Origin of the sequence: Variovorax rhizosphaerae, assembly GCF_037889975.1 — a bacterium.
Lineage (GTDB): Bacteria > Pseudomonadota > Gammaproteobacteria > Burkholderiales > Burkholderiaceae_C > Variovorax > Variovorax rhizosphaerae.
This window is the reverse complement of record NZ_JBBKZT010000023.1, coordinates 1-23,410: the sequence shown is the minus strand read 5'-3', so window position 1 is coordinate 23,410 and position 23,410 is coordinate 1. Positions and strand designations below refer to the sequence as shown.

The window sequence follows — 23,410 nt, the reverse complement described above, 5'->3', positions numbered from 1 at the left end:
AAGCGAGTAGTCATGAGCGTTACCACCGGAAGAAACGTGGTCGTCGTCGGCACCCAGTGGGGCGACGAGGGCAAGGGCAAGCTGGTCGACTGGTTGACCGAGAGCGCCCAGGGCGTGGTTCGCTTCCAGGGCGGCCACAACGCGGGCCACACGCTGGTCATCAACGGCGTGAAGACCGCACTGCACCTGATCCCGAGCGGCATCATGCGCCCCGGCGTGAAGTGCTACATCGGCAACGGCGTGGTGCTGTCGGCGGCCAAGCTGTTCGAGGAAATCGAAGGGCTGGAGAAGGTCGGCGTCGAGGTGCGTTCGCGCCTGCGCATCAGCGAGGCCTGCCCGCTGATCCTTCCGTTCCACTCCGCGCTCGACATCGCGCGCGAGGCTTATCGCGAGAAGGGCGGCATCGAGAAGATCGGCACCACCGGCCGCGGTATCGGCCCGGCCTATGAAGACAAGATCGCGCGCCGTGCACTGCGCGTGCAGGACCTGAAGCACCCCGAGCGTTTCGCGGCCAAGCTGCGCGTGTGCCTGGACCTGCACAACCATGTGCTGGTGGAAGTGCTGGGCGCTCCGGCGGTGGACTTCGATATGGTGTTCAACGAGGCGATGAAGCATGCCGAACTGCTCAAGCCCATGATGGCCGACGTGTCGCGCGAACTGAACGACGCCCACAAGAATGGCGCCAACCTGTTGTTCGAAGGCGCGCAAGGCACGCTGCTCGACGTCGACCATGGCACCTACCCGTACGTCACCTCCAGCAACTGCGTCGCCGGCAATGCGGCCGCAGGCTCGGGCGTGGGTCCGGGCATGCTGCACTACATCCTGGGCATCACGAAGGCCTACTGCACGCGCGTGGGCGGTGGTCCGTTCCCGACCGAGCTCGACTGGGCCACGCCCGGCACGCCCGGTTACCACATGAGCACCGTGGGCGCGGAGAAGGGTGTCACCACCGGTCGCAGCCGCCGCTGCGGCTGGTTCGATGCGGCGCTGCTCAAGCGCTCGGCGCAGGTCAATGGCCTGTCGGGCCTGTGCATCACCAAGCTCGACGTGCTCGACGGTCTCGAGAAGCTCGAGTTGTGCACCGGCTACACGCTGGACGGCGAAGTGACCGACATCCTGCCGATGGGCGCGGACGAGATCGAGCGTTGCACGCCCATCTACGAAACGCTGGAAGGCTGGAGCGACAGCACCGTCGGCGTGACGCAATACGACAAGCTGCCGGTGAACGCGCGCCTCTACCTGCAGCGCATCGAGCAGGTGACCGGCGTGCCGATCCACATGGTGTCGACCAGCCCGGACCGCGACCACACGATCATGATGCGGCACCCCTACCTCGCCGACTGATCATCCCTTTCCCACGACCTCAAAACATCCCAAATCAGGAGCCAACCCATGTTGACGGAAGACGGCAAGCATCTCTACGTGAGCTATGACGAGTACCACAATCTGATCGAGAAGCTCGCGATCAAGGTGCATCAGTCGGGATGGGCGTTCGACACCATCCTGTGCCTGGCGCGTGGCGGCATGCGCCCCGGTGACGTGCTCTCGCGCATCTTCGACAAGCCGCTGGCCATCATGTCGACCAGCTCCTACCGCGCCGATGCCGGCACGGTCCAGGGCCACCTCGACATCGCCCGCTACATCACCACGCCCAAGGGCGAGATCGCCGGCAAGGTGCTGCTGGTGGACGACCTGGCCGATTCGGGCCACACGCTGCACGCGGTGGTCGACATGCTGCGCAACCGCTATGCGCCGATCACCGAACTGCGCAGCGCGGTGATCTGGACCAAGGCCCTGTCGACCTTCGAGCCGGACTACTCCGTCGAATTCCTCGCGACGAATCCGTGGATTCATCAGCCCTTCGAAGGCTATGACGGCATGGGTGCGGACAAGCTGATCGAGAAGTGGTCGGTCTGATTCATATCACTTTCCTGCCGTGCGGTTGCGCGACCCGCGACGCCTGAAACCAAGTCGAGCAATGCCTGTTCGTGGGCTTCCGCGAAATCGGTTTCGCCTGGCCGTTGGGTGCGCCCCATTGAGGGACTGAAGGCCGCGGCTCCAAGCCTGAGGCTTGGACGGCCTGCAGGAGCAGCCGGCTCTGGCGGCCGCCCCGGCGCCGCAGGCGCATTCAGGGGTGGTTCAATTCAAGTAGACATCATGGCGGTGTAGCGCCGCTGCATTTCCTCGGGCGTCACATCCTCGATGCTGTGCCCGATGCTCCATCGATGGCCGAACGGGTCGTCGAAGCTGCCGGAGCGCTCGCCGTAGAAGTGGTCCTGTGGTGCCATCACCAGCGTGGCGCCCGCGGCGACCGCGCGCTCGATCAGCACGTCGGCGTTGTCTACGTGAAGGTGCATCGCGACAGGGCTTGCGCCGATGGCGCGTGCGCTGTCCATGCCGTATTCGGGGTATGCGTCGGACAGCATCAAGGTGGCCCCATTGCCAAAGTCGATCTCGGCATGGCCGATGCGCCCGCTGGGTTCTGTGAGCCTGAACTTCTCCTTGACACCGAACAGGGCGCAATAGAAATCGATGGCCGCCGCCGCATCGTGCACGCGGAGGTAGGGGAAGAGTTCGTGGATCGCCATGGGCAATTGCTCCTTGCAGCGCGTCTGCGCGCGCTGTGATGATTCTGCGCCTTGCCGGACTTCGCGCGTGATCGAATCAGCACCGAGGCGGGCGCATCGCGACGAACCCCGTGTCCCGGCGCGTGGAACGATCTAACATCGACCGAGACCTGCAAACAGGAAGCAGCGGGAAGGATGTTCGCCCGACGCCAGACCATCGACGCACCATGAACGGCACTACCACGCATCTCGCCTTCGGCGCACCTGCGCGCTACATCCAGGGGCCCGGCACCCTGGCCCAACTGCTGCCCTTGCTCGACGAATTCAGGTCGACGCGCGCGCTGGTCGTGGCCGACGACTTCGTGCGCAAGCTCCTGTGCGATGCCGTGCCAGAACTGCAAGGCTTGCGCTGGCATGTGTTCGCCGGCGAATGCACCGCGACCGAGGTGGACCGCGTGGTGCAAAGCTTTCGTGACGGCGCTTGCGACCTCATCGTGGGTGCCGGTGGCGGCAAGTCGATCGACGCCGCCAAGGGTGCGCAGATCGCGCTGGGCTGCCCGGTGTTCATCGTGCCGACCGTGGCCTCGACCGATGCGCCGACCAGCCGCGTGGCCGTGCTCTACACCGACGACCATCGCCTGGCTGAAGTGCGCGCCATGCGTGCCAATCCCGACGTGGTGCTGGTCGATACCGCTGTGCTGGTCCAGGCGCCGCGGCGCTTCTTTGTCTCGGGGCTGGGCGATGCGTTGTCGAAGAAGTTCGAGATGGGCCAGTGCGTTGGTGCCGGCGGCATCAACTTCTACAAGGGCCGGCAGGGGCAACTGACCACGCTGATCGGCGAGGCCTGCTTCAGCACGCTGATGGCCGATACCGCTGATGCGCTCGCGGCGGTGGAGGCGAAGGCGCCGAATGCCGCTTTCGAACGCGTGCTGGAGGCCACGATCTTGTTGTCCGGGCTCGCTTTCGAGAACGGCGGGCTGTCGGTGGCGCATTCGCTGACGCGGGGCCTCTCCGCCATACCCGCGATCCACGGCAGCCTGCATGGCGAAGAGGTGGCCTTCGGGCTGCTGGTGCAGTTGCTGCTCGAACGGGACGTGCAGCAAGCCATGCTCGACCAGCTGCTGCCGTACTACCGCATGACCGGCCTGCCGGCCTCCTTGCAGGCACTTGGCGTGCCGCAGGATGGGCTGGCCGAGGCTGCGCTGAAGATTGCGGAGGTCACCGTGGCGACATCCCCGCATCTGAAGCACTTTTCGCGAACGCTCGTCGCGGGCGAGTTGGCGGAAGCGATCCTCGCCACTTCGCGGGCCTGAGCGGGCCCCGTTCGGCAACGTGCTTCGGGGAGTCGCTGGCGGCTGGAGCGTCAGCGGCAAGAGCGGGCGAAGCGGGCAGAGCGGACAAAGACGGGCAAGGCGGGCAAGGCGGGCAAGGCGGGCAAGGCGGGCAAGACGGGCAACGCGGCCTTTGCGTTGCACAAGGCACGCGCGCCGGTTGCGCACGCCATGCCGACGATGCCCCCAACCGGGCTAGCATCGCGTCATGGCTCACGAACCGATCACCGACCTCATCCATCATCCCTACAAGCCGCCCGCGAAGTTCGCGGCGCCGCAGCCGGGCATCTACAAGGCCTCGACCGTCTTCTTCTCCGATGTCGCCGCGATGCGGGCGCGCGACTGGAAGACCAAAGTGGGCTACACCTACGGCCTGCACGGCACGCCTTCAACCTTCACGCTGGAAGAGCGGCTGGCCACGCTGGAGGGTGGCACGCATTGCCTGCTGGTGCCCAGCGGGCTCGCGGCCATTTCGCTGGTGGCATTCGCCTTCCTCAAGACCGGCGACGAGGTGCTGCTGCCCGACAACGCCTATGGCCCGAACAAGGCGCTGGCCAATGGCGAGCTGGCCAACTTCGGCATCACGCATCGCACCTACGATGCGATGAATCCGGCCGACCTGGCGGCCAAGCTGTCGGAACGCACCAAGCTGGTCTGGGTCGAGGCCGCGGGCTCGGTCACGATGGAGTTTCCGGACCTGCCGGCACTGGTGGCCCTGTGCCGCGCTCGCGGCGTGATCACCGCGCTGGACAACACCTGGGGCGCAGGCCTGGCCTTCGACCCGTTCGATTTCAACGGCACCGGGCAAGGCGTCGATGTGTCCGTCCATGCGCTGACCAAGTACCCGAGCGGCGGTGGCGACGTGCTGATGGGCAGCGTGGTCACGCGTGACGACGGCCGGCTGCACCAGGCACTGAAGCTCACGCACATGCGCATGGGCTGGGGCGTCGGCGTGGGCGACGTCGAGACGTTGCTGCGCTCGCTGCCGAGCATCGCGATCCGGTATGCGGCCCATGACAAGGTTGCGCGTGCACTGGCGCACTGGCTCGGCGCGCGCGACGAGATCGCGCAGGTGCTGCATCCCGCCATCGAAGGCTCGCCGGGGCACGACAACTGGCGCGCGCTGTGCGGCGACAGCGACCTCGCCGCCGGCATCTTCTCGGTGGTGTTCGACGAGCGTTTCAGCAGCGAGCAGGTCGATCGTTTTTGTGACGGCTTGAAACTCTTTCGACTGGGCTATTCTTGGGGCGGGCCCATCAGCCTGGTCGTGCCCTACGACATCGGCCTGATGCGCGACGCCAGCGTGGCGCGCTGGCCCTACAAGGGCACGCTGGTTCGCTTCTCCGTCGGGCTGGAGGCGCTGTCCGACTTGCAGGACGACTTGACGCAGGCTCTGGAAGGCATGGGTAACTGACCGCTTTTCGGGTGCGTTTTCGCGGGAAGCGTTATCGCTTAAAGTGAGTGCAGATTTGCCCCGCTTCCGGGGCGCGACATCAGGAGCAACATGGCCGCACCCAACTACGGATACGAGAAGCGCCAGAAGGAACTGGCCAAGAAGAAAAAGAAGGAAGAAAAGCTTCGAGAAAAGGCCATCCGAAAGCTGAGCCCGAGCAGCGAAGGGTTGATGCCCGGTGATCCGGAAACGGACGTGGCCTCCCTGGAGAACGAGCCGCCGACGGTGCCCACGATCCCGACGAAGAACGGCTGAAAAGACCCACCAGGCCGGCAAGGAAAAAGCCGCCACCTGCGCAATGCAGGCGGCGGCTTTCTTGTTGGCGCAAGCAGCGCGGCCTTGAAGCTATTTCAGCAGCTTCTTCAGCTCGGGCCAGATGTTGTCCAGGATGCGCGGGTGCGCGGCGGCGACTGGGTGGATGCGGTCGGGTTGAAACATCGTCGCCGCATCGGGGCCGTCCGCCACGCCTTTCAGCATGAAAGGCACCACCGGTGCCTTGCCCGCCACGCCCACGTTTGTGAAGACCTTGTTGAAGTTGTTGAGGTACTGCATGCCGTAGTTCGGCGGCACCTGGATGCCGACGATCAGCACCTTGGCGCCCGCCGCCTTCGACGCATCGACCATGGCCGAAAGATTGGCCTGGGTCTGGGTATAGGGCAGCCCGCGCAGAGCGTCGTTGCCGCCGAGTTCGATGACCACGACGTTCGGCTTGTGCGTCTTGAGCAAGGCGTCGATGCGCTGCTTGCCCCCGGCCGTTGTCTCGCCGCTGATACTGGCGTTGACGACCTGGGCCGGGATCTTCTCGGCGGCCAGCCGCTTCTCCAGCAACGCGACCCAGCCTTCGCCGCGCTTCAGTCCGTATTCGGCGCTCAAGGAATCGCCCATGATCAGGATGGTCGGGCCGTTCGTTGATTGGGCCCATGCGCCCAGCCCCGGAAAGCCCATTGCGAGGGCCAGCGTGGCTACCGGGATAAAGTGTCTGCGATTCAAAACGAGAGCCCTTCCAAATGTCTGTACTCAAGTCCGAGCAAATAGTTGCGGTCGAGCATGTCTTCAAGTCCGTGACCGACTCGACCGGCACGCTGGACATTCTGCAGGACATCGACTTCACCCTGGGTGCGAAGGAGACGGCGGCCATCGTCGGCGCCTCGGGCTCGGGCAAGAGCACGCTGCTGTCGATCATCGCCGGCCTCGACACGCCGACGCGCGGCACGGTGAAGCTGGCGGGCGCGGACATCTTCGCGATCAACGAGGACGACCGGGCCGCGCTGCGTGCGCAGAAGGTCGGCTTCGTGTTCCAGAGCTTCCAGCTGCTGGCCAACCTGAGTGCGCTGGAGAACGTGATGCTGCCGCTCGAACTGGCCGACCGCAAGGATGCACGCAAGGCGGCGACCGAGATGCTCGGACGCGTCGGGCTGGGGCAGCGGCTGGGCCACTATCCCAAGGTCCTGTCCGGCGGCGAGCAACAACGCGTGGCGCTGGCCCGCGCCTTCGTGGTGCAGCCGGCGCTGCTGCTGGCCGACGAGCCGACGGGCAGCCTGGACTTTGCGACCGGCGAGCAGGTCATGCAACTGATGTTCGACCTGAACCGCGAGCGTGGCACCACGCTGGTACTGGTGACGCATGATCGCGGGATTGCGGCGCAGTGCGAGCGGCGCATCACGATCGAGGCCGGGCAGGTCGCGTCCGATTCATAGTCGCCAACCAAGGGGCTCGCCATGTCGAACCTGAACCTGCCGCCTGATGCGATTGCCGCGATTGATCGCGGCGAATGGATCGAGGCCATCAAGCTGGTGCGGGAACACACCGGGCTCGGTCTCAAGGAGGCGAAGGATGCGGTCGAGCGCTACCGCAACGGCGACCGGTCGCCGCTGGGCGTGGCGGCGGGCACGACGGAGGAGTTCGACGAGGCGTTCGCGCCGCCAGTCCATCATTCGACGGTCGACCGGAGCATGCGCAATGTGATGGCCGACCCGATGGCCGAGCCGGGGCGGGTGCGCAGCACATTCCTCTCGTCGCCGGTGTTCTGGTTGGTGCTGTTGGCCATCGCGGTAATTGCCTGGCGGTTTTTCAAGCCAGGCGAATAGCGGGCGACTTTCCCTCGGCGCCTGACAGCGATCGAGCCTTCAGGCGCCGAAGAGCTTGTGCACCCGCCCGCGCAGCCAGATGTTGGCCGCGTCCTGGTGGAAGCGCCGGTGCCAGAACTGGTGTACCTCGACCACCGGCGCCTTGAAGGGCGGATCGACGATGCGGATGTCGGCGTGCTGCACACAGATGTTCGCAAGGTCGCGCGGCACCGTCGCGACCAGGTCTGAAGTCTCGATGATGGGCAGCAGGCTCATGAAGTGCGACAACCCCACCAGCACGCGCCGCTTCAGCCCGCGGCGCTGCAGGAACTGGTCGAGCAGGTGCTCGCGGCCATCGGGGCTCACCACGGCGTGCGAGGCGGCCAGGTAGGTCTTGAGCGTGAGGCGCTCGCCGATGGCCGGATGCTTGCCGCGCACGATGCACACGTAGTCGTTGCGAAACAGCTTCTGCAGGAAGAAGCCGGCCTTCTGCAGGTCCGGCAGGTAGCCGATGGCGAGTTCGGCCGCGCCGGTTTCCAGTGCCTCCGCCGCGGCCTGGCGCGGCATGGAAAGCGTGCGCAGGTCGCAATGCGGCGCCTCTTGGGCGAAGCAGGCGAGGATCTTCGGCAGGAAATGCACCTCGGCGATGTCCGGCGTGACCAGCGTGAACACCTTGCTGTCGCGCAGCGGGTCGAAGTCCGGCGCGGGCAGGATCTCGGCCTTCACCGTGTCGATCACGCGCCGCACCGCACCGTCGAGTTCGGCCGCGCGCGGGGTGGGTTGCATGCCGGCGCCGGTCTTCACGAACAGGGCGTCGTTGAACAGCAGGCGCAGTCGCGCGACGGCGGCACTCATGGCCGGCTGGCTCAGGCCGATGGACTCCGCGGCACGGGTCACGCTGCGGTGTTCCGACATGGCGTGGAAGGCCACGAGCAGGTTGAGGTCGACTTGGCGGATATCCATGGCGTGGATTCTATGTATACGTCCAATCCACTTCATCAATGCGGGGCTCCTGCCTAGACTTCACCTCCACAAGCCCGTCGACCTGATCGTCGGGCGCCAGGAGACGACATGGACCGAAGGACTTCGCGGGGCGCACCGCATGGTTGACGACGTACCGCAGCGGCTGCACTGTGCCTGCGGCATCGATGTGCATGCGCACATGGTGCCGGCGGAATTCCCGGCCTACCTCGGCCGCAAGATGCCGGCGCAATGGCCTTCGACCGCCGCTGCGCCGGATGCCGGCGGCCTCTGCCACCGGCACGTGATGATCGCCGGCAAGAACTACCGGACCGTCTCGGAAAAGTGCTGGAGCGTGACGCGCCGCCTGGCCGACCTTCCCGAGATGGGCCTGGCACTCCAGGCCATCTCGCCCATGCCCGAGTTGCTGTCGTACTGGATGGACCCGGCGGATGCGCAACAGTTGCTGCGTTATCTCAACGAGCAGATTGCGTCGATGGTGGCCGAGAGCGGTGGCGCCTTGATCGGCATGGGTGCGGTGCCGCTGCAGGACGTCGATGCGGCGATCGCGGAGCTTCGCTACGTCATCGAGACCCTGGGCTTTGCGGGCGTGGAGATCGGCAGCAACGTGAACGGCGTGCCGATCGGCGACCCGTGCTTCGATACCTTCTTCGAGGCCTGCGAGGCGCTCGATGCGGCGGTGTTCGTGCATGCGCTCAAGCCGACCGGGATGGACCGGCTGGTCGGCCCCGCGCCGCTGGAGCAGGTGCTGGGCTATCCGACGGATGTCGGCCTGGCTGCCGCATCGGTGATCACCGGCAACCTGATGCTGCGGCGGCCTCGGCTGCGCATCGCCTTCAGCCATGGCGGCGGCACGCTGGCGATGCTGCTGCCGCGCCTGCAGCAGGGGTGGGGAGTGTTTCCGGCGCTGAAGGAGCAGGTGCAGGTATCGCCGGTCGAGCAGGCGCGGCAATTATTCTTCGACACCCTGGTGTTCGATGCGCCGACGCTGGCGCACCTGATCGCGGTGTTTGGACAGACACAGCTGATGGTCGGCACCGACTACCCGTTCAACTTCCACGAGCGCGCGCCGCTCGCGCGAATCGATGCGGCTGGATTGGACGCTGACGTGGCGGCACTGCTGACCGATGGCAATGCGCGCCGCTTCCTGGCGCGCGCGTTTGCGGCACCAACCGAATCACCGAAGGAGAGGGCATGAGTTCACCCTGGATCAGCGGCCTGCGCAGCGTGGCGCTCAACGTGGCCGACTTGGCGCGCGCCGAGACGTTCTACACCGATGTGTGGCACTTGGAGGTGGCCGAGCGCCATGACGATGCGCTGTACCTGCGCGGCACCGGCGGCGACCATCATCTGCTGTCCTTGCATCGTCATGAAGGCCCCTGCGCGATCCGCCATGTGACCTTGCGCGCACGAAGCGCCGAGGCATTGCAGGCCGTGGCAGAAGCGACGGTGCGCGCTGGCGGCCAGGTCGTTCAACCGATTGCCTCCCTTGCGGCGCCCGGCGGCGGCACGGGACTGACGATGCGAGATCCGCATGGCCGGTTGCTGCAGGTCGTGCACGGCGATGCGCAGCACGCCGACGCACATGAAGACAAGGACCGGCCATCCCGCCTCGCCCATGTGGTGCTCAACAGCCATGACGTCGCCGCCACGCAAGCCTTCTTCGAACAAGCGCTGGGTTTCCGCCTGGCTGATCGAACGCGCATCATGGCCTTCCTCAACTGCAACAGCGACCACCACAGCGTGGCGCTCGGCGACACCGACAACGATGCGCTGAACCACATCGCCTTTGTCATGCCGGACCTCGAATCGGTGATGCGCGGCGGCGGTCGCATGAAGGACGCGGGCCATGCCATCGAATGGGGCCCGGGTCGCCATGGTCCCGGGGACAACGCCTTCAACTACTTTATCGGCCCGTTCGGCGAGGTCATCGAGTACACGGCCGAGGTCGAGCAGATCGACGACAGCTACGTGGCCGGCGGCCCCGCCGACTGGACCTGGCCGCCCGGCCGGGTCGACCAGTGGGGCATCTCCCAGCCGCCCTCGGCGCGCCTCAAGGAAGCGCAGCGACAGGTTTTCTTCATCCCGACTCCGGAGCATTCATGAGATTCACCACCTTCCTGAAAGACGATCGCGCGCGCCTGGGCGTGGTCGATGGCGACCAGGTCATCGACCTCAACGCGGCACAGCCGCAGGTGCCGGACAGCCTTCGCGCGGCGCTGGCTGCCGGTGTCGACCTGGCCGCCGCCGCGAAGGCGGCCATCGCTTCCGATGCACCACGCCAGCCGCTGGCGTCATTGAAGCTCGCACCGCTGGTCCCGGAGCCCGGCAAGATCATCTGCCTCGGCCTCAACTACTTCGACCATGCGAAGGAAGGCGGTCGCGAGAAGCCCGATTACCCGTGGTTCTTCTTCCGCGGCGCCACCTCGCTGGTCGCGCACGGCGCGCCGGGCATCCTGCCGAAGGTCTCGGGCAAGTTCGACTACGAGGCGGAGCTGGCGCTGGTGATCGGCAAGCGCGTGCCACGCCATGTGTCGCAGGACGACGCGCCGGGCCATGTCTTCGGCTACACCTGCTTCAACGACATGTCGGTGCGCGACTACCAGAAGCGCACGCCGCAATGGACCATCGGCAAGAACTTCGACGGCACGGGCGGCTTCGGGCCGGTGCTGGTCACGGCCGACGAACTGCCGCCCGCCGCGACCGGCCTGAAGATCCAGGGCCGCCTCAACGGCGAGGTCATGCAGGACGCCAACACCACCGACATGATCTGGGGCGTGGCCGAGACCATCTCGCTGCTGAGCGATGTGCTGACGCTGGAGCCCGGCGACGTGATCGTGATGGGCACGCCGGCCGGCGTCGGCCAGGCGCGCACGCCGCCGGTGTGGATGAAGGCGGGCGACACCTACGAGGTCGAGATCGAGCGCATCGGCACGCTGGTGAACAAGATCGTCGCCGAGGGCTGAACCATGGATTCCCCAGTGCAGCGCGATGTCGTCTTCGACGTCGCGGTGGTCGGCTTCGGCCCGTCGGGCGCGGTCGCTGCGGGCCTGCTGGCGGGCATGGGCCTGCGCGTGTGGGTGTGCGACCGGTCGCGCGAGGTGTACGACAAGCCGCGCGCCGTGGCCATCGACCACGAGATCCTGCGCGTGTTCCAGCAACTGGGCGTCGTGGATGCGGTGATGCCCTTTGTCGAGCCCTTCACGCCGTCGGAGTACTTCGGTGTGGACGGCCAGCTGATCAAGCGGCTCACGATGGTCGAGCCGCCGTATCCGCTGGGCTACACGCCGTCGAACGTGTTCACACAGCCGCCGGTCGAGGCGGCGTTGCGAGCGCATGTGCAGTCGCTGGAGCATGCAACGGTTGCGCTCGGCACCGAAGTGACCGCGCTCTCGCAGGACGCCGAGGCCGTCACCCTGCAGTGGCGGCGCGATAACGATGAGGTGGGCCGCACGCGCGCCCGCTACGTCGTGGCATGCGACGGCGCATCGAGCTTCGTGCGCGAGCAGGTGGGCATCGCGCTGGAAGATCTGAGCTTCGATGAACCCTGGCTGGTGGTCGACGTGCTGGCCAACGAGCGCGGGCTGGCGAAGCTGCCGAAGACCAGCGTGCAGTATTGCGAGCCTGATCGGCCCTGCACGATGGTGATCGGCCCCGGAAACCATCGACGCTGGGAGATCTCGCTCAAGCCCGGCGAAGACCCTCAAAAGGTCATCGAGCCTGCCGAGACCTGGAAGCTGCTGTCGCGCTGGCTCTCGCCGGACGAGGGCACGCTGTGGCGGCAGGCCAGCTACCGCTTTCATGCGCTGGTGGCGGACACGTGGCGCCGTGGCCGCGTGTTCGTCGCGGGCGATGCGGCGCACCAGCAGCCGCCGTTCCTGGGGCAGGGCATGTGCCAGGGCGTGCGCGACGTTGCCAACCTTGCGTGGAAGCTCGCGGCGGTGTTACGTGGCGAAGTGACCGGCGCTGCGGCGGAGTCGCTGCTCGGCAGCTATGGCGTCGAGCGCAAGCGGCACGTGGAGCAACTGACGACGCGCATCAAGGGCATCGGTGCGGTGATCTGCGAGCGGGACGTGGCGAAGGCGCGCGAACGCGACGCACGAATGCTTGAAGAGTGTGGGGGCGTGGTGCGCGACATGCCGCGACAGGATGTGATTCCGGGGCTTGAAGGCGGACTGCTGTCGCCGGTGGCGCATCCGGGCAATGGCACGCTCTTTCCGCAACCGTGGATCGCGCAAGGCAGCGAGCGCGTGCGCCTCGATGCCCTGGGCGGCAATGGCTGGTGGCTGGTGCTGGACGAAGGTTTCGATGACGTCGACTGGGAACACGCCACGCCGCGCATCACGACCCTGCGCTTGGGCGATTCGCTGCCCGAAACCGAAGGCATCGCCGCGGCCTGGTTCCGTCGACACGGCTGCCGCGCGGCCATCGTACGCCCCGACCGCTATGTGTACGGCGTGGCCTCCAACGCGCCCGAACTCGCCGCGCAACTCGATGCGCTCGCCGCCCGATTCACAGATCACTCACCCATTCAAACAACGGAGACAACGTGATGATGAACAGAAGAAGCTTCCACCTGAGACTTGCAGCGGCAGGGGCGGCGGCCGCATGCGGGTCATGGCGTGTGGCCAACGCGCAGGACCCGTGGCCCTCCAGGCCCATCAAGCTCGTGCTGTCGCAGCCCGCCGGCTCGGGGCCGGACGCCATCGCGCGCATGCTGAGCGACGGCCTCGCGCAGTCGATCGGCCAGCCCTTCGTCATCGACAACAAGCCAGGCGGTCAGAACGTGATCGGCGCGCAGGCAGTCAAGCAGTCGCCGCCGGACGGCTACACCTTCTATTTCGCGACCACGGCGGCGCTGGTCACCAACAGCTACCTGTTCAAGACCTTGCCCTACGACCCGCTAAAGGATTTCGCGCCGGTCGCGTTCGTGGCCAACAGCCCGTTCGCATTGCTGGTGGGCGCGGAGTCGCCGATCAAGACCGTGCAGGACCTGGTCGCGCGCAGCAAGGCCGATCCCGGCAAGCTGTCGTTGGCCAACGAGGGCCCGCGCACCTTCGGCGGGATGATCGCGCGGCTGTTCAATGCGCGTGCCAAGGCCGGCGCCAATCTCGTCGCCTACAGCTCCATTGCCACCGGCGTGCAGGACCTGATCGGCGGTCAGGTGGATGCGTTGGTCGCGGATGTGGCGTCCACCGGGCAACTCGTGAAACAGGGCCGCATGCGCATGCTGGCTGTGACGTCGCCGAAGCGCATCGCCGGCTGGGACAACGTGCCCGCATTGGCCGAGACCTTGCCGGGTTTCGACATGGTCGGATGGCTCGCCGTGGTCGCGCCGGCCGGCACGCCCGCACCCATCGTCGCGCGCATGAACGCGGGCATCAACGGCATGCTGGAAAAGCCGGCCCTTGCCGAGAAGATGCTGGCCGTCGGACCGATTGCCGCGCCGCCGCAGACGCCGCAGCAATTCGATGCCTTCCTTCGGGCGGAGCATCAGCGGCTCGGGCAGATCGCGGTGGAGATCGGGTTGTTGCCGGAGTGAGGGCTGTCAGCTTCGAGGGGTCATCGAAGCGGCAGTCATGCATCTTTGCAATCAAGCGCGGTACAGGCCCGAACGCCGCAGCCAGCGCAGCACCGCGATGCAACGCGGTCATGCGCTGGAGTGCGAGGTCGTTCGAGGGTCAGCCGGGCAGGAGTCCGGCTGCCTTCACGCCCGCGATGCAGATCGCTTCGTCTTCGTCCCCACTGCCGCCGCTCGCGCCGACAGCGCCGAGCACCGCACCATTCGCATCCTTGATCAGCACCGCGCCGGTCTGCGGCAGGAAGCGTCCGTTCGACGTGGCCGCGAGCGACACGAAGAAGTTCGGGTTGCCCTTGGCGCGCTCGCCGAGCGTGCGGCTCGACACGCCCATGCCGACCGCGCCCCAGGCCTTGGCTTGCGCCACGTCGAAGCGGAACATGCTGGCGCCGTCTTCGCGCGCGTAGGCCTTCAGGTTGCCGGATTCGTCGAGCACGGCGACGCCCATGGGCGCATAGCCGGCCTCCTTCGAGGCGGCAAGGGCGCCGCTGATGATCTGGTGGGCCTGGAAGAGGGTGAGTGTGGTCATGGCTTGTGGGGGGGAGTGGTGGCTGTGATTGTCGGCCGCGTGAGCGCATCGAAGCCGAAGCGGTTCATGGCGCCGAAGGCCGGGCCGGCGGGGTGCGGAACGAAGCGCGTGTGGCAGTCCAGCACCGCGGGCAGGCCGGAGGCCAGTGCACGCGCCATCGCGGGCGCCACGTCTTCCACGCGCTTCACGGTCTCGCCGAAGCAGCCAAAGCCGCGCGCGATGGCGGCGTAGTCGGTGTCCGCGAGGCTGGTGCCCAGCTCGAAGTCGAGTTGCATCTTCTGGCCCTGGCGAATGATTCCCCATGCCGCGTTGTTGTGGACGATGGTGAGCACCGGCAGCCGGTTGCGCCGCGCGCTGTCGAGTTCGTTCAGTGTGAAGCCGAAGGAGCCGTCGCCGGTGATGTGGACCACGGGGCGGCCGGGGTGCTGCAACTGCAAGGACATGGCGCAAGGCAGGCCGAAGCCGAGGTGGCTCATGCCTGGCTCGTGGAATCGTGTTCGCACCTCGTGGACCGGCGTGAAGTCGTTGCTCCAGAAGGTCGTGTGGCCACCGTCGTAGACCGCGAGCGCGTTCGAGGGGAGGGCATCGGCGATGGCCTTGGCGAGCGCGGCCGGGTGCATGACCTCGGTCGTTTCGCTTGCCATCACCGCGAGCCTCGCTTCGTAGCTTGCCCGCACGTCGCGGATGCCTTGCAGCCAACCTGCATCGGTCGCGGTGGGCGTGGCGAGCGCGGCCAGCAGGTCGTCCAGCGCCTGCTTCGCATCCGCCTGCATCGCCACTTCGTGCAGGGCAGGATGGCCAAGCGCGGACGGATCGATGTTGATGTTGATGCTGCGGTGATGCCGGCGCGCGAACGGGCCGCGGTCATCCCACATCCACGACGAATAGCGGCAACCGACGCTCAGGATCACGTCGGCGCCATCGAAGGCTGCGCGCACCGCATCGCCCGAGATGAGGCCACCGTGGCCGATGAACTGCGGATCGTCGCTGGCCACCACGCCGAGCGCCATCTGCGTCGGCACCACGGGCGCGCCAAGGCGGCGCGCAATCTCGCGCAGGGGTGTCGCCGCGCCGCTTGTGACGACGCCGCCACCGGCGACGACCAGCGGGCGCTTCGCCTCGCGCAACAGTTGCACCGCTGCATCAACCGACGCGGCAGCCGGACGAGGTCCGACCGTCAGCCGATACCTCGACGGCGGCAGCTCGAACTCGTCCTCCGCGAACTCCGCGACCGCCGACAGCACGTCCTGCGGCACGTCCAGATGCACCGGCCCAGGCCGTCCCGACAGCGCTTCGCGAAACGCGCGCCGCGCCAGCTCCGGCATGCGGCGCGGATCGTGCACGACGGCGTTCCATTTGGTGATCGGCGCGAACACGGCGCGCGTGTCCAGGTCCATGAACATGCCGCTGTGCGGATAGGCCGCGGCGCGGTGCTGGTTGGTGGTGATGGCCAGCAGCGGCAGGTTGTTGTTGAAGGCGCCGCCCATGCCGGCCGCAAGGTTCAATCCACCAGGCCCCATCTCGCCGAGCGCCACGGCCATGCGCCCGGACCCCGCGTGCACCGCCGCAGCCATCATCGGCGCTGTCGATTCATGCCGCACGCCGACGAAGCGCACGGCTTCCTGCTGCGACAACGCATGCATCAGCGGCGCCAGCTTGCCGCCGACGATGCCGAAGGCGAAGGGCACCTGCTCGGCCTGCAGCACGCGCACCAGGGCCTGGGCGCCAGTCAGTCGGATCACGTTGCTCAATCCTCTGCGGTGAAGCCGGTGGCGCGCACGATCGGGCCCCAGCGCTCGTAATCGGCTTTCACGCGGCGCGCGAATTCCTCGGGCGACTGGTGCACTGGCTCCAGCCCGTAGGTGGCAAGTTGCGCGACGAAGGCAGGATCCTGCAGGGCCTCCCGCACCATCGTGTTGAGTTGCTGCACCGTGGCCGCGGGCGTCTTCGCGGGCAGGAACCAGCCCAGCCATTCCTGCACCGCGATGTCCTTGTACCCCTGCTCGATCAGCGTCGGAACCTCGGGCAGGAAGATCGAGCGCTGCGCGCTGGTGATGCCCAGCGAGCGCAGCTTGCCCGCCTTGATGTGCGGCATCACCTCGCCGATCACGTTGAAGCTCACCGGCACCTGGCCGCCCATCACGTCGTTGAGCAGCGGTGCGCCGCCGCGGTAGGCGACCGCAGTCATCTCGATGCCGGTGGCCTTCTGCAGCATCATCCCGGCGAAGTGCAGCGCGGAGCCGGACGCCGGCACGCCGTAGTTGGCGAGCTTGGGATTGGCCTTGGCCCACGCCACGTACTCGGCCACGGTCTTGATCTCCGCCGGCAGGCCGGGCCCGGCGGTGAAGGAGAAGGCATAGGTCACGGTCGAGCACACCGGCGCGAAGTCGGCCAGCGGGTCGTACGTGAGCTTCTTGTAGGTGTGCGGGTAAAGCACCATCGGCGAGCTCGGAATCTGCAGGATCGTGAGGCCGTCGGGCGCGGCCCGCTTGACGTACTCGACCGCGATGCGGCCGCCCGCGCCGGTGCGGCTTTCCACGACGATGGTGCTCGCATAGTGGCCGCGTAACTTCTCGGCCACCGGCCGCGCCACGTTGTCGCCCATGCCACCGGCCGGAAAGCCCGACACGATGGCAGCCGTGCCGTTGATCTGCGCCTGTGCCAGCCGCGGCAGCGCGAGGCCTGCCAGCGCCGACAGTCCGGCACCGCGCAACATGAGTTCGCGTCGATTCCACATGGTCTTGTCTCCTGTCTTGGGGTCCGTGTCGATTCTGCGGAGGCATGCGCACAAGCGCCATGGACGAAGGGGTCGGCGGCATGTAGATTTCCGGCATCCTGATCGACCCACGATGCGCGCCGCACCCCTTCTCGTCGTCCCGTTCCGCGAAGTCCGGCACTTCAAGCCGGAAGACAGCCTGCACTTCGAGGCCATCCGCGTGCGGGCCAGCCAGCATGGTTGGACGATTCCGGCACATCGCCATGAAGGCCTGCACCAGTTCCAGTTGCTCACGGAAGGCGCGATGGTGGGCATGCTCGATGGCGAGCGGCATGTGCTGAAGGCGCCGGCCGCGGTCATGGTCGCGCCGGGCGTGGTGCACAGCTTCGTCTACGAGCCTGACAGCGTGGGCTCGCAGGTCACGGTGCCGAGTGAGGCGCTCGTGGCACTGAGCGCGCACTCGCCGGCGATGGCACAGCGTCTTTCAAGGAAGCTCGTGCTCGATGCGGCCACGCTGGCCTCCGGCCTCGATGAGTGCATGCAGCGCTTCGCCATGCTCGGCGACGAGTTCCTGGCCCAGCGTGCCGGCCGAGCCGAGGCCTTGCAGTCGCATGTCACCTTGCTGGCGCTCTGGTTCGTACGGCATCAGGATGCGACCACGGGCACGGGCCGCCTGCGCGCATTGCGGGACACGCTGGTGCAGCGCTACCGCGGCCTTGTCGAGATGCACTATGCCGAACATCGGCCGCTTGGCTTCTATGCCGCTGCATTGGGCGTGACGCCCGACCACCTGAGCCGCGTGTGCCGTGCAACGACCAGCTGCAGCGCGCTCGAACTGCTGCATGAGCGGATCGCGCTGGAGGCCAAGCGGATGCTCGCCCACGCGGATGTCAGCGTGGCCGACGTAGCGGCGCGGTTGGGCTTCGACGACGTGGGCTACTTCAGCCGGTTCTTCAAGGTAGCCACCGGAAGCGCGCCCTCGGCGTATCGCGAGGCACTGGCTGCAGGAATCGCCGCGGCGCCCCGCAACCCCGCGCGGAGCCAGGCAGATTGATCCGATGGCCGGTCAAGGTCGGATGCGCAGCACCTTCCTCGTCACCGGTATGCTGGCTGGTGCTGCCACCCATCGCGTTCATCGCATGGCGGTTTTCAAGAACGATCGAACGGAACAAACAGGGAGCTTCAAGGGATGATCATTCCGGCATATTGGGCGGAAGGGCGCTTGCAACAGCAGGTCAACGGCCAGCAGGTCACGGTGCGGCGCTTCGGCTGGTCCGATGACAGCGCCGATGCAGCGCAGGTGCATGCCGACGGACGCACGCTGGCTGCATTCGAGCGCATTGCGACGGGCGAGAAGCTGGCGCGGCGCGAGCGCAAGGTGGCTTACAACGGCGCCGATGGCATGCCGATCCGTGAAGAGATCGTGCAGCGCGCCGGGGACGCCGTCATCACGCGCAACAGCTATGGCGCGCTGTGCCTCAACACGCCCGATGTGCTGTTCCTCGACATCGACTTCGAGGCGCAGAAGCTGGACAGCGGCGCGATCGAGTTCGCGCTCGGACCTGCGCTGGTCGGTGGCTTGCTGGCCGGTTGGTCTGCGAATTCATGGATCGCCGGCGTGGTCGCGCTGCTGGTGGTGTTCGTCGTGGCGTTGCGCATCGGCAAGCAGCGCAAGCAGGGCGTTGCCAGCGCTGTCAATCCCGGACCCGAGAAGCGTGCCAAGGCGCGTATCGCGCGCTTCATGCAGCAGCATGCCGACTGGCACTTGCGCATCTACCGCACGCCCGCGGGTTTCCGCTTGCTGGCGATGCATGACGTCTTCGATCCGGGGAGTGCCGCTGTCTCGGATTGCTTCAAGCACTTGGGTGTCGACAAGGTCTATGCGCGCATGTGCCAGAACCAGGGCTGCTTTCGTGCGCGCCTGACGGCCAAGCCCTGGCGCATTGGCATTGCCGAACACCTGCGGCCGCGACCGGGTGTGTGGCCTGTGGCAGTGGAGCGGCTGCCGATGCGCGAGGCTTGGGTTGCGCGCTATGAGGCCGTGGCGCGTGACCATGCGGCCTGCCGTTTCCTGGAGGCCGTTGGCAGCGACAGGGTGCATCCTGCGGCGCAGCGTGTGCAGGACGTTCACGATGAAATGAGCGGTGCCGCGAGCGGCTTGCCCATCGCCTGAATGAAGTCGGTCCGCAATGCGTCTGAGGAGCCTCCGGATCTGGCATCGATAATCCCCGCATGTCTTCCCCCAAAGTTATTTTCGGCTTCCATGCCGTGGGCGTGCGCATCAAGACCGCGCCGGCATCGGTGCTGGAGGTGCTGTTCGATGCCAGCCGTCGCGATGCGCGCATGAAAACCTTCGTCGCGCGTGCCCAGGAGTCCGGCGTGCGGCTGGTCGAGGCGGATGCGCTGCGCATTGCCAAGCTGGCCGGCAGCCATGGGCACCAGGGCGTTGCCGCACGCGTTTCGCCGATGCAGCAAAGCCATTCGATCGACGAACTGCTCGAAGGCCTCGAAGCCGCCGGTACCGTGCCGCTGTTGCTGGTGCTCGACGGCGTGACCGACCCGCACAATCTCGGCGCCTGCCTGCGCGTGGCGGACGGCGCCGGCGCCCATGCGGTGATCGCGCCCAAGGACCATGCAGCCGGCATCAATGCCACCGTGGCCAAGGTGGCGAGCGGCGCGGCGGACACCGTGCCGTACTTCATGGTGACCAACCTGGCCCGCACCTTGAACGAACTCAAGGAGCGCAACATCTGGTGCGTGGGCACCAGCGACGACGCGTCGGGTACGCTCTACCAGTGCGATCTGAAGCGTCCGCTGGCGCTGGTGCTGGGTGCCGAAGGCGAAGGCATGCGGCAGCTGACGCGCAAGACCTGCGATGAATTGATCAGCATCCCGATGGCGGGTGCGGTAGAAAGCTTGAATGTGTCCGTGGCCAGCGGTGTGTGCCTGTACGAGGCCATGCGGCAGCGCCAACCCATCCGTACCTAGAAAGAGGAGCAAGCCCATGGAGAACAGGCACGAAGAAATCGATGTTTCCGCGAAGCTGGTCTTCGACGTCAATCTCGCGCTCTACCTGGACCTCGTGGCGGTGCTCGAGCGATCGGGCGTGGTCACCTATCGCCAGATGGCGGCGCGCGTGCTCAACATCAGCATGGACGCGCGCGATGACGGCGACGCCAACCTCGCGACTGCGCTCGAAGGCATCGCCAAGGGCTTCGCGAACCAGGAAGAGGGCTTGTCGATCGGACTGCTCAAGGCCGCGCATGGCGTGCGCAATGACGAGGCGCTGGGTGATATTCCCTTGGCGCCCGACCAGAGCTGAATCCGGTTTCGTCCAAGCTCGCGGGCGCCGCCGCACGGTGACTGGCCGACGGCGCTGCAACGCAGGTGCGGCATCTTCCTCGCGGCCGCCTCGACCCATGGACCGGTGGCGTTGACATACCTTCGATCTAGGTCGATTGGTAAGTCAAAAGGTTCAGCGCTTCTGTAGCATCCGAGCCAATTCATCGGAACGGGTGAATTGGATTGGCAGGGGGATGCAAGAACAACCTGGCGGCACACCTTGGCGTGTGATCGCCGGAAGCCGTCAATCACCGCACGCGACCCGCTGGGGTACGCGTGTGTGCGTGCCTGACGATCGCGATCGCACATCAACCCTTCTTCATCCTGCATGCCGGTGCATGGGCCGGTCGAGGGCTGCTGCCTGGACTGCGCCCGCGCATCGGATTTGTTCAGCTTTGACAAGGATCGCTCGACATGGCAACTGCCTATTTCGCCTCGCCCATCGTGATTTCCAAGCCGGCAAGTCCCGGCAACGATAGCTACTACGATGTACTGTTCAATGCCGCCTCGCCACTGGGGCCGTCGGGCACGGTACTGGATGCCTGGTGCATCCAGCCCCAGGTCCGCCTGGACTACAACAGCGGTTTCGTCTATTCGGGCTTCGGCTATCCGGGCTTCGAAGTGGCGGCCGACAACGGATTCGAACAGTCAGGCGCCATCAACTGGCTGCTCAACCATTACCGCGGCGGGACCTCGGGCTACTCGGCCGAGTCGGTGCAAGAGACGATCTGGCAACTGATCACCGGGGACTATTCGGTTCCCAACGGCCTGGTCGACATGGCGAAGAGCCACAACGACTTCGTGGCCGATGCCGGCCAGATCATCGCCGTGGTCATCGACCCGGTGAGGGGCGAGATCCACGACCAGAACCTGATCGTCGAGACCCGGGCCGCCAAGCTCGGTGACCGCGTCTGGGCCGACAGCAACGCCAATGGGATCCAGGATGCGGGTGAGTCCGGCATTTCGGGCGCCACCGTGCAACTCGTGCGTGACGCCAACGGCGACGGCCAGTTCATCGGCGCCAACGAAGTGCTGGGCACCACCACCACCGATGCCAACGGCAGCTACAGCTTCAAGGGCCTGACGCCGGGCCTGAGCTATCAGGTGCGCTTCGTCAACCCCGCGGGCTACGACGCGGCCAGTCCGCGCCAAGTGGACGGCAATGCGGCTTCGGGGACCAACAGCGATGGCCTGCTGTCCAGCGTCATCAAGCTCGCGGCCGGGGAGTACAACGCCACCGTCGACTCGGGCTTCTACAAGTACGCCAGCATTGGCGACAAGGTGTGGGTCGACACCAACGGCAATGGCGTCCAGGACGCGGGCGAAGCCGGCAAGGCGGGTGTGACCGTGCAGGTCTACACGGCAGTCAACGGCGCACCGGGCACCTTGGTGGGCACGCAAACAACAGATGCCAACGGTGGCTACAACTTCACGGGCCTGAAGCCGGGCGATTACATTGTCAAGTTCACAAGCCCGGATGGCTCGACGCTGACCACGGCCAACGTGGGTGGTAACGATGCCACCGACTCGGACGCAGGCGCGAATGGCCTGACGGGTGTCTACACGCTCACCTCGGGCGAAGTGAACACCACGGTGGATGCCGGCTTCAAGCCACTGGCCACCGCCAGCATCGGCGATCGCGCCTGGATCGACGCCAACGCGAACGGGCTCCAGGATGCGGGTGAAGCGGGCCTGGGAGGTGTGACCGTCACGCTCTACAAGGGCGGCAACGCCATCGGCTCGCAGACCACCGATGTGAATGGCAACTACCTTTTCAACAACCTCACCGCCGGCAACGACTACTGGGTGAGATTCACGGGGCTCAGCGGGTACGTGGTCACCGCAGCGAACGCGGGTGCGTCGAACATCGACAGCAACATCGACCAATGGGGCTACAACACAGCCGGCGTGTTCAGCCTGGCCGACGGTGAGAAGAACCTGACGATCGATGCGGGCTTCTACAAGAACGCCAGCATCGGTGACCGTGTCTGGACCGACACCAACGGCAACGGCGTCCAGGACGCGGGCGAAGCCGGCAAGGCGGGTGTGACCGTGCAGGTGTACACCTCGGTCAACGGTGCACCGGGCACCTTGGTGGGCACGCAGACCACCGATGCCAACGGGGGCTACAACTTCACCGGCCTGAAGCCGGGCGACTACGTCGTCAAGTTCACCAGCCCCGATGGTTCGACGCTGACCACGGCCAACGTGGGCAATGACGCGACGGACTCGGACGCAGGCGCCAATGGCCTGACGGGTGTCTACACGCTCACCTCCGGCCAGACCAACACCACGGTGGATGCAGGCTTCAAGCCCCTCAACAATGCCGCCATCGGCGATCGCGTCTGGCTGGACGCCAACAACAACGGTCAGCAAGACGCCGGTGAAGTCGGCCTGGCCGGCGTCACGGTCAAATTGCTCGACAGCACCGGGGCGGTGATTGCCACGCAGGTCTCCAATGCCAGCGGCAACTACCTGTTCAACAACCTGGCAGCGGGCACCTACTCGGTCAAGTTCATGGTCCCCGATGACTATCGCTTCGTTGGCTACAACGTCGGCAATGACGCCTCCGACAGCGACGCCAACCCCTATGGGGATGCGAACACGCCCACCTATGGCAACACGGGCCAATACACCTTGGCCGCGGGCGAACAGAACCTGACGGTAGACGCGGGCCTGGTTCGTGTCGGCTCGGCCCAACTGGGCGATCGCGTCTGGGTGGATGCCAATGCCAATGTAAATGTCCGAGCGTCCCCGTTCTTGCGAATGGATCCTTGATGAAGGAAGGTCGACGTCTTCACATTGAGGATGTTGACGATGGAACTGGACAAGGATGGCGGTGCACGG

23 protein-coding genes are annotated in these 23,410 nt (G+C 66.3%); 17 read left to right on the top strand and 6 right to left on the bottom strand.

What is annotated here, in order from left to right; all coding sequences use genetic code 11:
- Positions 1-12: 12 nt before the first annotated feature.
- Complete coding sequence (locus WKW82_RS32795; protein ID WP_340347101.1) at positions 13-1,344, top strand: adenylosuccinate synthase; 1,332 nt, start codon at positions 13-15, stop codon at positions 1,342-1,344.
- A 48-nt stretch (positions 1,345-1,392) separates the two neighbouring features.
- Positions 1,393-1,917 carry a phosphoribosyltransferase gene (locus WKW82_RS32790; protein WP_340347099.1) on the top strand — a complete coding sequence of 175 codons (525 nt, stop codon included), beginning with the start codon at positions 1,393-1,395 and terminating at the stop codon, positions 1,915-1,917.
- Between the two features lie 227 nt (positions 1,918-2,144).
- Here the strand turns inward: WKW82_RS32790 and WKW82_RS32785 are convergent, their stop codons facing one another.
- A complete protein-coding gene (locus WKW82_RS32785; RefSeq protein WP_340347097.1) occupies positions 2,145-2,588 on the bottom strand; it encodes a VOC family protein in 444 nt (147 codons plus the stop codon).
- 206 nt (positions 2,589-2,794) lie between these two features.
- Here WKW82_RS32785 and WKW82_RS32780 point away from each other — a divergent pair, with 206 nt between their 5' ends.
- The 3 genes from WKW82_RS32780 (at position 2,795) to WKW82_RS32770 (ending at position 5,606) form a co-directional block, all read left to right on the top strand.
- The gene (locus WKW82_RS32780; protein WP_340347096.1) at positions 2,795-3,880 is read left to right on the top strand and encodes a glycerol dehydrogenase; all 1,086 of its coding nucleotides are present in this window, start codon (positions 2,795-2,797) and stop codon (positions 3,878-3,880) included.
- A 226-nt stretch (positions 3,881-4,106) separates the two neighbouring features.
- Entirely contained in the window at positions 4,107-5,312 is a 1,206-nt protein-coding gene (locus tag WKW82_RS32775) for a PLP-dependent transferase (protein WP_340347095.1), read from the top strand.
- A gap of 90 nt (positions 5,313-5,402) precedes the next feature.
- The gene (locus tag WKW82_RS32770; RefSeq protein WP_340347094.1) at positions 5,403-5,606 is read left to right on the top strand and encodes a hypothetical protein; all 204 of its coding nucleotides are present in this window, start codon (positions 5,403-5,405) and stop codon (positions 5,604-5,606) included.
- A 90-nt stretch (positions 5,607-5,696) separates the two neighbouring features.
- Here WKW82_RS32770 and WKW82_RS32765 read toward each other — a convergent pair whose 3' ends face one another.
- Complete coding sequence (locus WKW82_RS32765) at positions 5,697-6,296, bottom strand: arylesterase (protein WP_340347167.1); 600 nt, start codon at positions 6,294-6,296, stop codon at positions 5,697-5,699.
- 62 nt (positions 6,297-6,358) lie between these two features.
- On the opposite strand from WKW82_RS32765, the gene WKW82_RS32760 reads away from it, so the two are divergent.
- A complete protein-coding gene (locus WKW82_RS32760; RefSeq protein ID WP_340347093.1) occupies positions 6,359-7,048 on the top strand; it encodes an ABC transporter ATP-binding protein in 690 nt (229 codons plus the stop codon).
- Positions 7,049-7,069: 21 nt separating this feature from the next.
- Entirely contained in the window at positions 7,070-7,438 is a 369-nt protein-coding gene (locus WKW82_RS32755; protein ID WP_340347091.1) for a ribosomal protein L7/L12, read from the top strand.
- A 39-nt stretch (positions 7,439-7,477) separates the two neighbouring features.
- On the opposite strand, the gene WKW82_RS32750 is transcribed toward WKW82_RS32755, so the two are convergent.
- Positions 7,478-8,380, bottom strand: coding sequence for a LysR family transcriptional regulator (locus WKW82_RS32750; protein WP_340347090.1), 903 nt, complete (start codon positions 8,378-8,380; stop codon positions 7,478-7,480).
- Between the two features lie 139 nt (positions 8,381-8,519).
- Between WKW82_RS32750 and WKW82_RS32745 the strand changes: the two genes are divergently transcribed.
- Genes WKW82_RS32745 through WKW82_RS32725 form a run of 5 tightly spaced genes read left to right on the top strand, consistent with a single transcriptional unit; the run spans position 8,520 to position 13,940 of the window.
- A complete protein-coding gene (locus WKW82_RS32745; protein ID WP_340347089.1) occupies positions 8,520-9,596 on the top strand; it encodes an amidohydrolase family protein in 1,077 nt (358 codons plus the stop codon).
- The gene (locus WKW82_RS32740) at positions 9,593-10,504 is read left to right on the top strand and encodes a VOC family protein (protein WP_340347087.1); all 912 of its coding nucleotides are present in this window, start codon (positions 9,593-9,595) and stop codon (positions 10,502-10,504) included. The genes WKW82_RS32745 and WKW82_RS32740 overlap by 4 nt, the downstream gene beginning before the upstream one ends.
- Positions 10,501-11,364, top strand: a complete 864-nt coding sequence (locus tag WKW82_RS32735) for a fumarylacetoacetate hydrolase family protein (protein WP_340347086.1) — start codon at positions 10,501-10,503, stop codon at positions 11,362-11,364. The genes WKW82_RS32740 and WKW82_RS32735 overlap by 4 nt, the downstream gene beginning before the upstream one ends.
- A gap of 3 nt (positions 11,365-11,367) precedes the next feature.
- A complete protein-coding gene (locus WKW82_RS32730) occupies positions 11,368-12,951 on the top strand; it encodes a bifunctional 3-(3-hydroxy-phenyl)propionate/3-hydroxycinnamic acid hydroxylase (RefSeq protein ID WP_340347084.1) in 1,584 nt (527 codons plus the stop codon).
- Positions 12,951-13,940: a Bug family tripartite tricarboxylate transporter substrate binding protein gene (locus WKW82_RS32725; protein ID WP_340347083.1), complete on the top strand. Its 990-nt coding sequence runs from the start codon at positions 12,951-12,953 to the stop codon at positions 13,938-13,940. The genes WKW82_RS32730 and WKW82_RS32725 overlap by 1 nt, the downstream gene beginning before the upstream one ends.
- A gap of 139 nt (positions 13,941-14,079) precedes the next feature.
- Here the strand turns inward: WKW82_RS32725 and WKW82_RS32720 are convergent, their stop codons facing one another.
- Genes WKW82_RS32720 through WKW82_RS32710 form a run of 3 tightly spaced genes read right to left on the bottom strand, consistent with a single transcriptional unit; the run spans position 14,080 to position 17,242 of the window.
- A complete protein-coding gene (locus tag WKW82_RS32720) occupies positions 14,080-14,505 on the bottom strand; it encodes a GlcG/HbpS family heme-binding protein (RefSeq protein WP_340347081.1) in 426 nt (141 codons plus the stop codon).
- Positions 14,502-16,247, bottom strand: a complete 1,746-nt coding sequence (locus WKW82_RS32715; protein WP_340347079.1) for a thiamine pyrophosphate-binding protein — start codon at positions 16,245-16,247, stop codon at positions 14,502-14,504. Before WKW82_RS32715 ends, WKW82_RS32720 begins: the two co-directional genes overlap by 4 nt.
- Before the next feature lie 5 nt (positions 16,248-16,252).
- Entirely contained in the window at positions 16,253-17,242 is a 990-nt protein-coding gene (locus tag WKW82_RS32710; protein ID WP_340347078.1) for a Bug family tripartite tricarboxylate transporter substrate binding protein, read from the bottom strand.
- A gap of 112 nt (positions 17,243-17,354) precedes the next feature.
- Here WKW82_RS32710 and WKW82_RS32705 point away from each other — a divergent pair, with 112 nt between their 5' ends.
- From WKW82_RS32705 to WKW82_RS32685, 5 genes are all read left to right on the top strand, one after another.
- Complete coding sequence (locus WKW82_RS32705; protein WP_340347077.1) at positions 17,355-18,275, top strand: helix-turn-helix domain-containing protein; 921 nt, start codon at positions 17,355-17,357, stop codon at positions 18,273-18,275.
- 135 nt (positions 18,276-18,410) lie between these two features.
- Positions 18,411-19,394, top strand: coding sequence for a hypothetical protein (locus WKW82_RS32700; RefSeq protein ID WP_340347076.1), 984 nt, complete (start codon positions 18,411-18,413; stop codon positions 19,392-19,394).
- Between the two features lie 59 nt (positions 19,395-19,453).
- Complete coding sequence (gene rlmB, locus WKW82_RS32695) at positions 19,454-20,209, top strand: 23S rRNA (guanosine(2251)-2'-O)-methyltransferase RlmB (protein WP_340347075.1); 756 nt, start codon at positions 19,454-19,456, stop codon at positions 20,207-20,209.
- Between the two features lie 16 nt (positions 20,210-20,225).
- A complete protein-coding gene (locus tag WKW82_RS32690; protein WP_340347073.1) occupies positions 20,226-20,543 on the top strand; it encodes a hypothetical protein in 318 nt (105 codons plus the stop codon).
- 434 nt (positions 20,544-20,977) lie between these two features.
- Complete coding sequence (locus WKW82_RS32685; protein WP_340347071.1) at positions 20,978-23,341, top strand: SdrD B-like domain-containing protein; 2,364 nt, start codon at positions 20,978-20,980, stop codon at positions 23,339-23,341.
- Positions 23,342-23,410 lie beyond the last annotated feature (69 nt).

What these genes read in the sequence shown, in the direction of transcription:
- WKW82_RS32795 (WP_340347101.1), top strand. Translation starts at nt 13, where the DNA reads ATGAGCGTTACCACCGGAAGAAACGTGGTCGTCGTCGGCACCCAGTGG.
- WKW82_RS32790 (WP_340347099.1), top strand. Translation starts at nt 1,393, where the DNA reads ATGTTGACGGAAGACGGCAAGCATCTCTACGTGAGCTATGACGAGTAC.
- WKW82_RS32785 (WP_340347097.1), bottom strand. Translation starts at nt 2,588, where the DNA reads ATGGCGATCCACGAACTCTTCCCCTACCTCCGCGTGCACGATGCGGCG.
- WKW82_RS32780 (WP_340347096.1), top strand. Translation starts at nt 2,795, where the DNA reads ATGAACGGCACTACCACGCATCTCGCCTTCGGCGCACCTGCGCGCTAC.
- WKW82_RS32775 (WP_340347095.1), top strand. Translation starts at nt 4,107, where the DNA reads ATGGCTCACGAACCGATCACCGACCTCATCCATCATCCCTACAAGCCG.
- WKW82_RS32770 (WP_340347094.1), top strand. Translation starts at nt 5,403, where the DNA reads ATGGCCGCACCCAACTACGGATACGAGAAGCGCCAGAAGGAACTGGCC.
- WKW82_RS32765 (WP_340347167.1), bottom strand. Translation starts at nt 6,296, where the DNA reads ATGGGCTTTCCGGGGCTGGGCGCATGGGCCCAATCAACGAACGGCCCG.
- WKW82_RS32760 (WP_340347093.1), top strand. Translation starts at nt 6,359, where the DNA reads ATGTCTGTACTCAAGTCCGAGCAAATAGTTGCGGTCGAGCATGTCTTC.
- WKW82_RS32755 (WP_340347091.1), top strand. Translation starts at nt 7,070, where the DNA reads ATGTCGAACCTGAACCTGCCGCCTGATGCGATTGCCGCGATTGATCGC.
- WKW82_RS32750 (WP_340347090.1), bottom strand. Translation starts at nt 8,380, where the DNA reads ATGGATATCCGCCAAGTCGACCTCAACCTGCTCGTGGCCTTCCACGCC.
- WKW82_RS32745 (WP_340347089.1), top strand. Translation starts at nt 8,520, where the DNA reads ATGGTTGACGACGTACCGCAGCGGCTGCACTGTGCCTGCGGCATCGAT.
- WKW82_RS32740 (WP_340347087.1), top strand. Translation starts at nt 9,593, where the DNA reads ATGAGTTCACCCTGGATCAGCGGCCTGCGCAGCGTGGCGCTCAACGTG.
- WKW82_RS32735 (WP_340347086.1), top strand. Translation starts at nt 10,501, where the DNA reads ATGAGATTCACCACCTTCCTGAAAGACGATCGCGCGCGCCTGGGCGTG.
- WKW82_RS32730 (WP_340347084.1), top strand. Translation starts at nt 11,368, where the DNA reads ATGGATTCCCCAGTGCAGCGCGATGTCGTCTTCGACGTCGCGGTGGTC.
- WKW82_RS32725 (WP_340347083.1), top strand. Translation starts at nt 12,951, where the DNA reads ATGATGAACAGAAGAAGCTTCCACCTGAGACTTGCAGCGGCAGGGGCG.
- WKW82_RS32720 (WP_340347081.1), bottom strand. Translation starts at nt 14,505, where the DNA reads ATGACCACACTCACCCTCTTCCAGGCCCACCAGATCATCAGCGGCGCC.
- WKW82_RS32710 (WP_340347078.1), bottom strand. Translation starts at nt 17,242, where the DNA reads ATGTGGAATCGACGCGAACTCATGTTGCGCGGTGCCGGACTGTCGGCG.
- WKW82_RS32705 (WP_340347077.1), top strand. Translation starts at nt 17,355, where the DNA reads ATGCGCGCCGCACCCCTTCTCGTCGTCCCGTTCCGCGAAGTCCGGCAC.
- WKW82_RS32700 (WP_340347076.1), top strand. Translation starts at nt 18,411, where the DNA reads ATGATCATTCCGGCATATTGGGCGGAAGGGCGCTTGCAACAGCAGGTC.
- rlmB (WP_340347075.1), top strand. Translation starts at nt 19,454, where the DNA reads ATGTCTTCCCCCAAAGTTATTTTCGGCTTCCATGCCGTGGGCGTGCGC.
- WKW82_RS32690 (WP_340347073.1), top strand. Translation starts at nt 20,226, where the DNA reads ATGGAGAACAGGCACGAAGAAATCGATGTTTCCGCGAAGCTGGTCTTC.
- WKW82_RS32685 (WP_340347071.1), top strand. Translation starts at nt 20,978, where the DNA reads ATGGCAACTGCCTATTTCGCCTCGCCCATCGTGATTTCCAAGCCGGCA.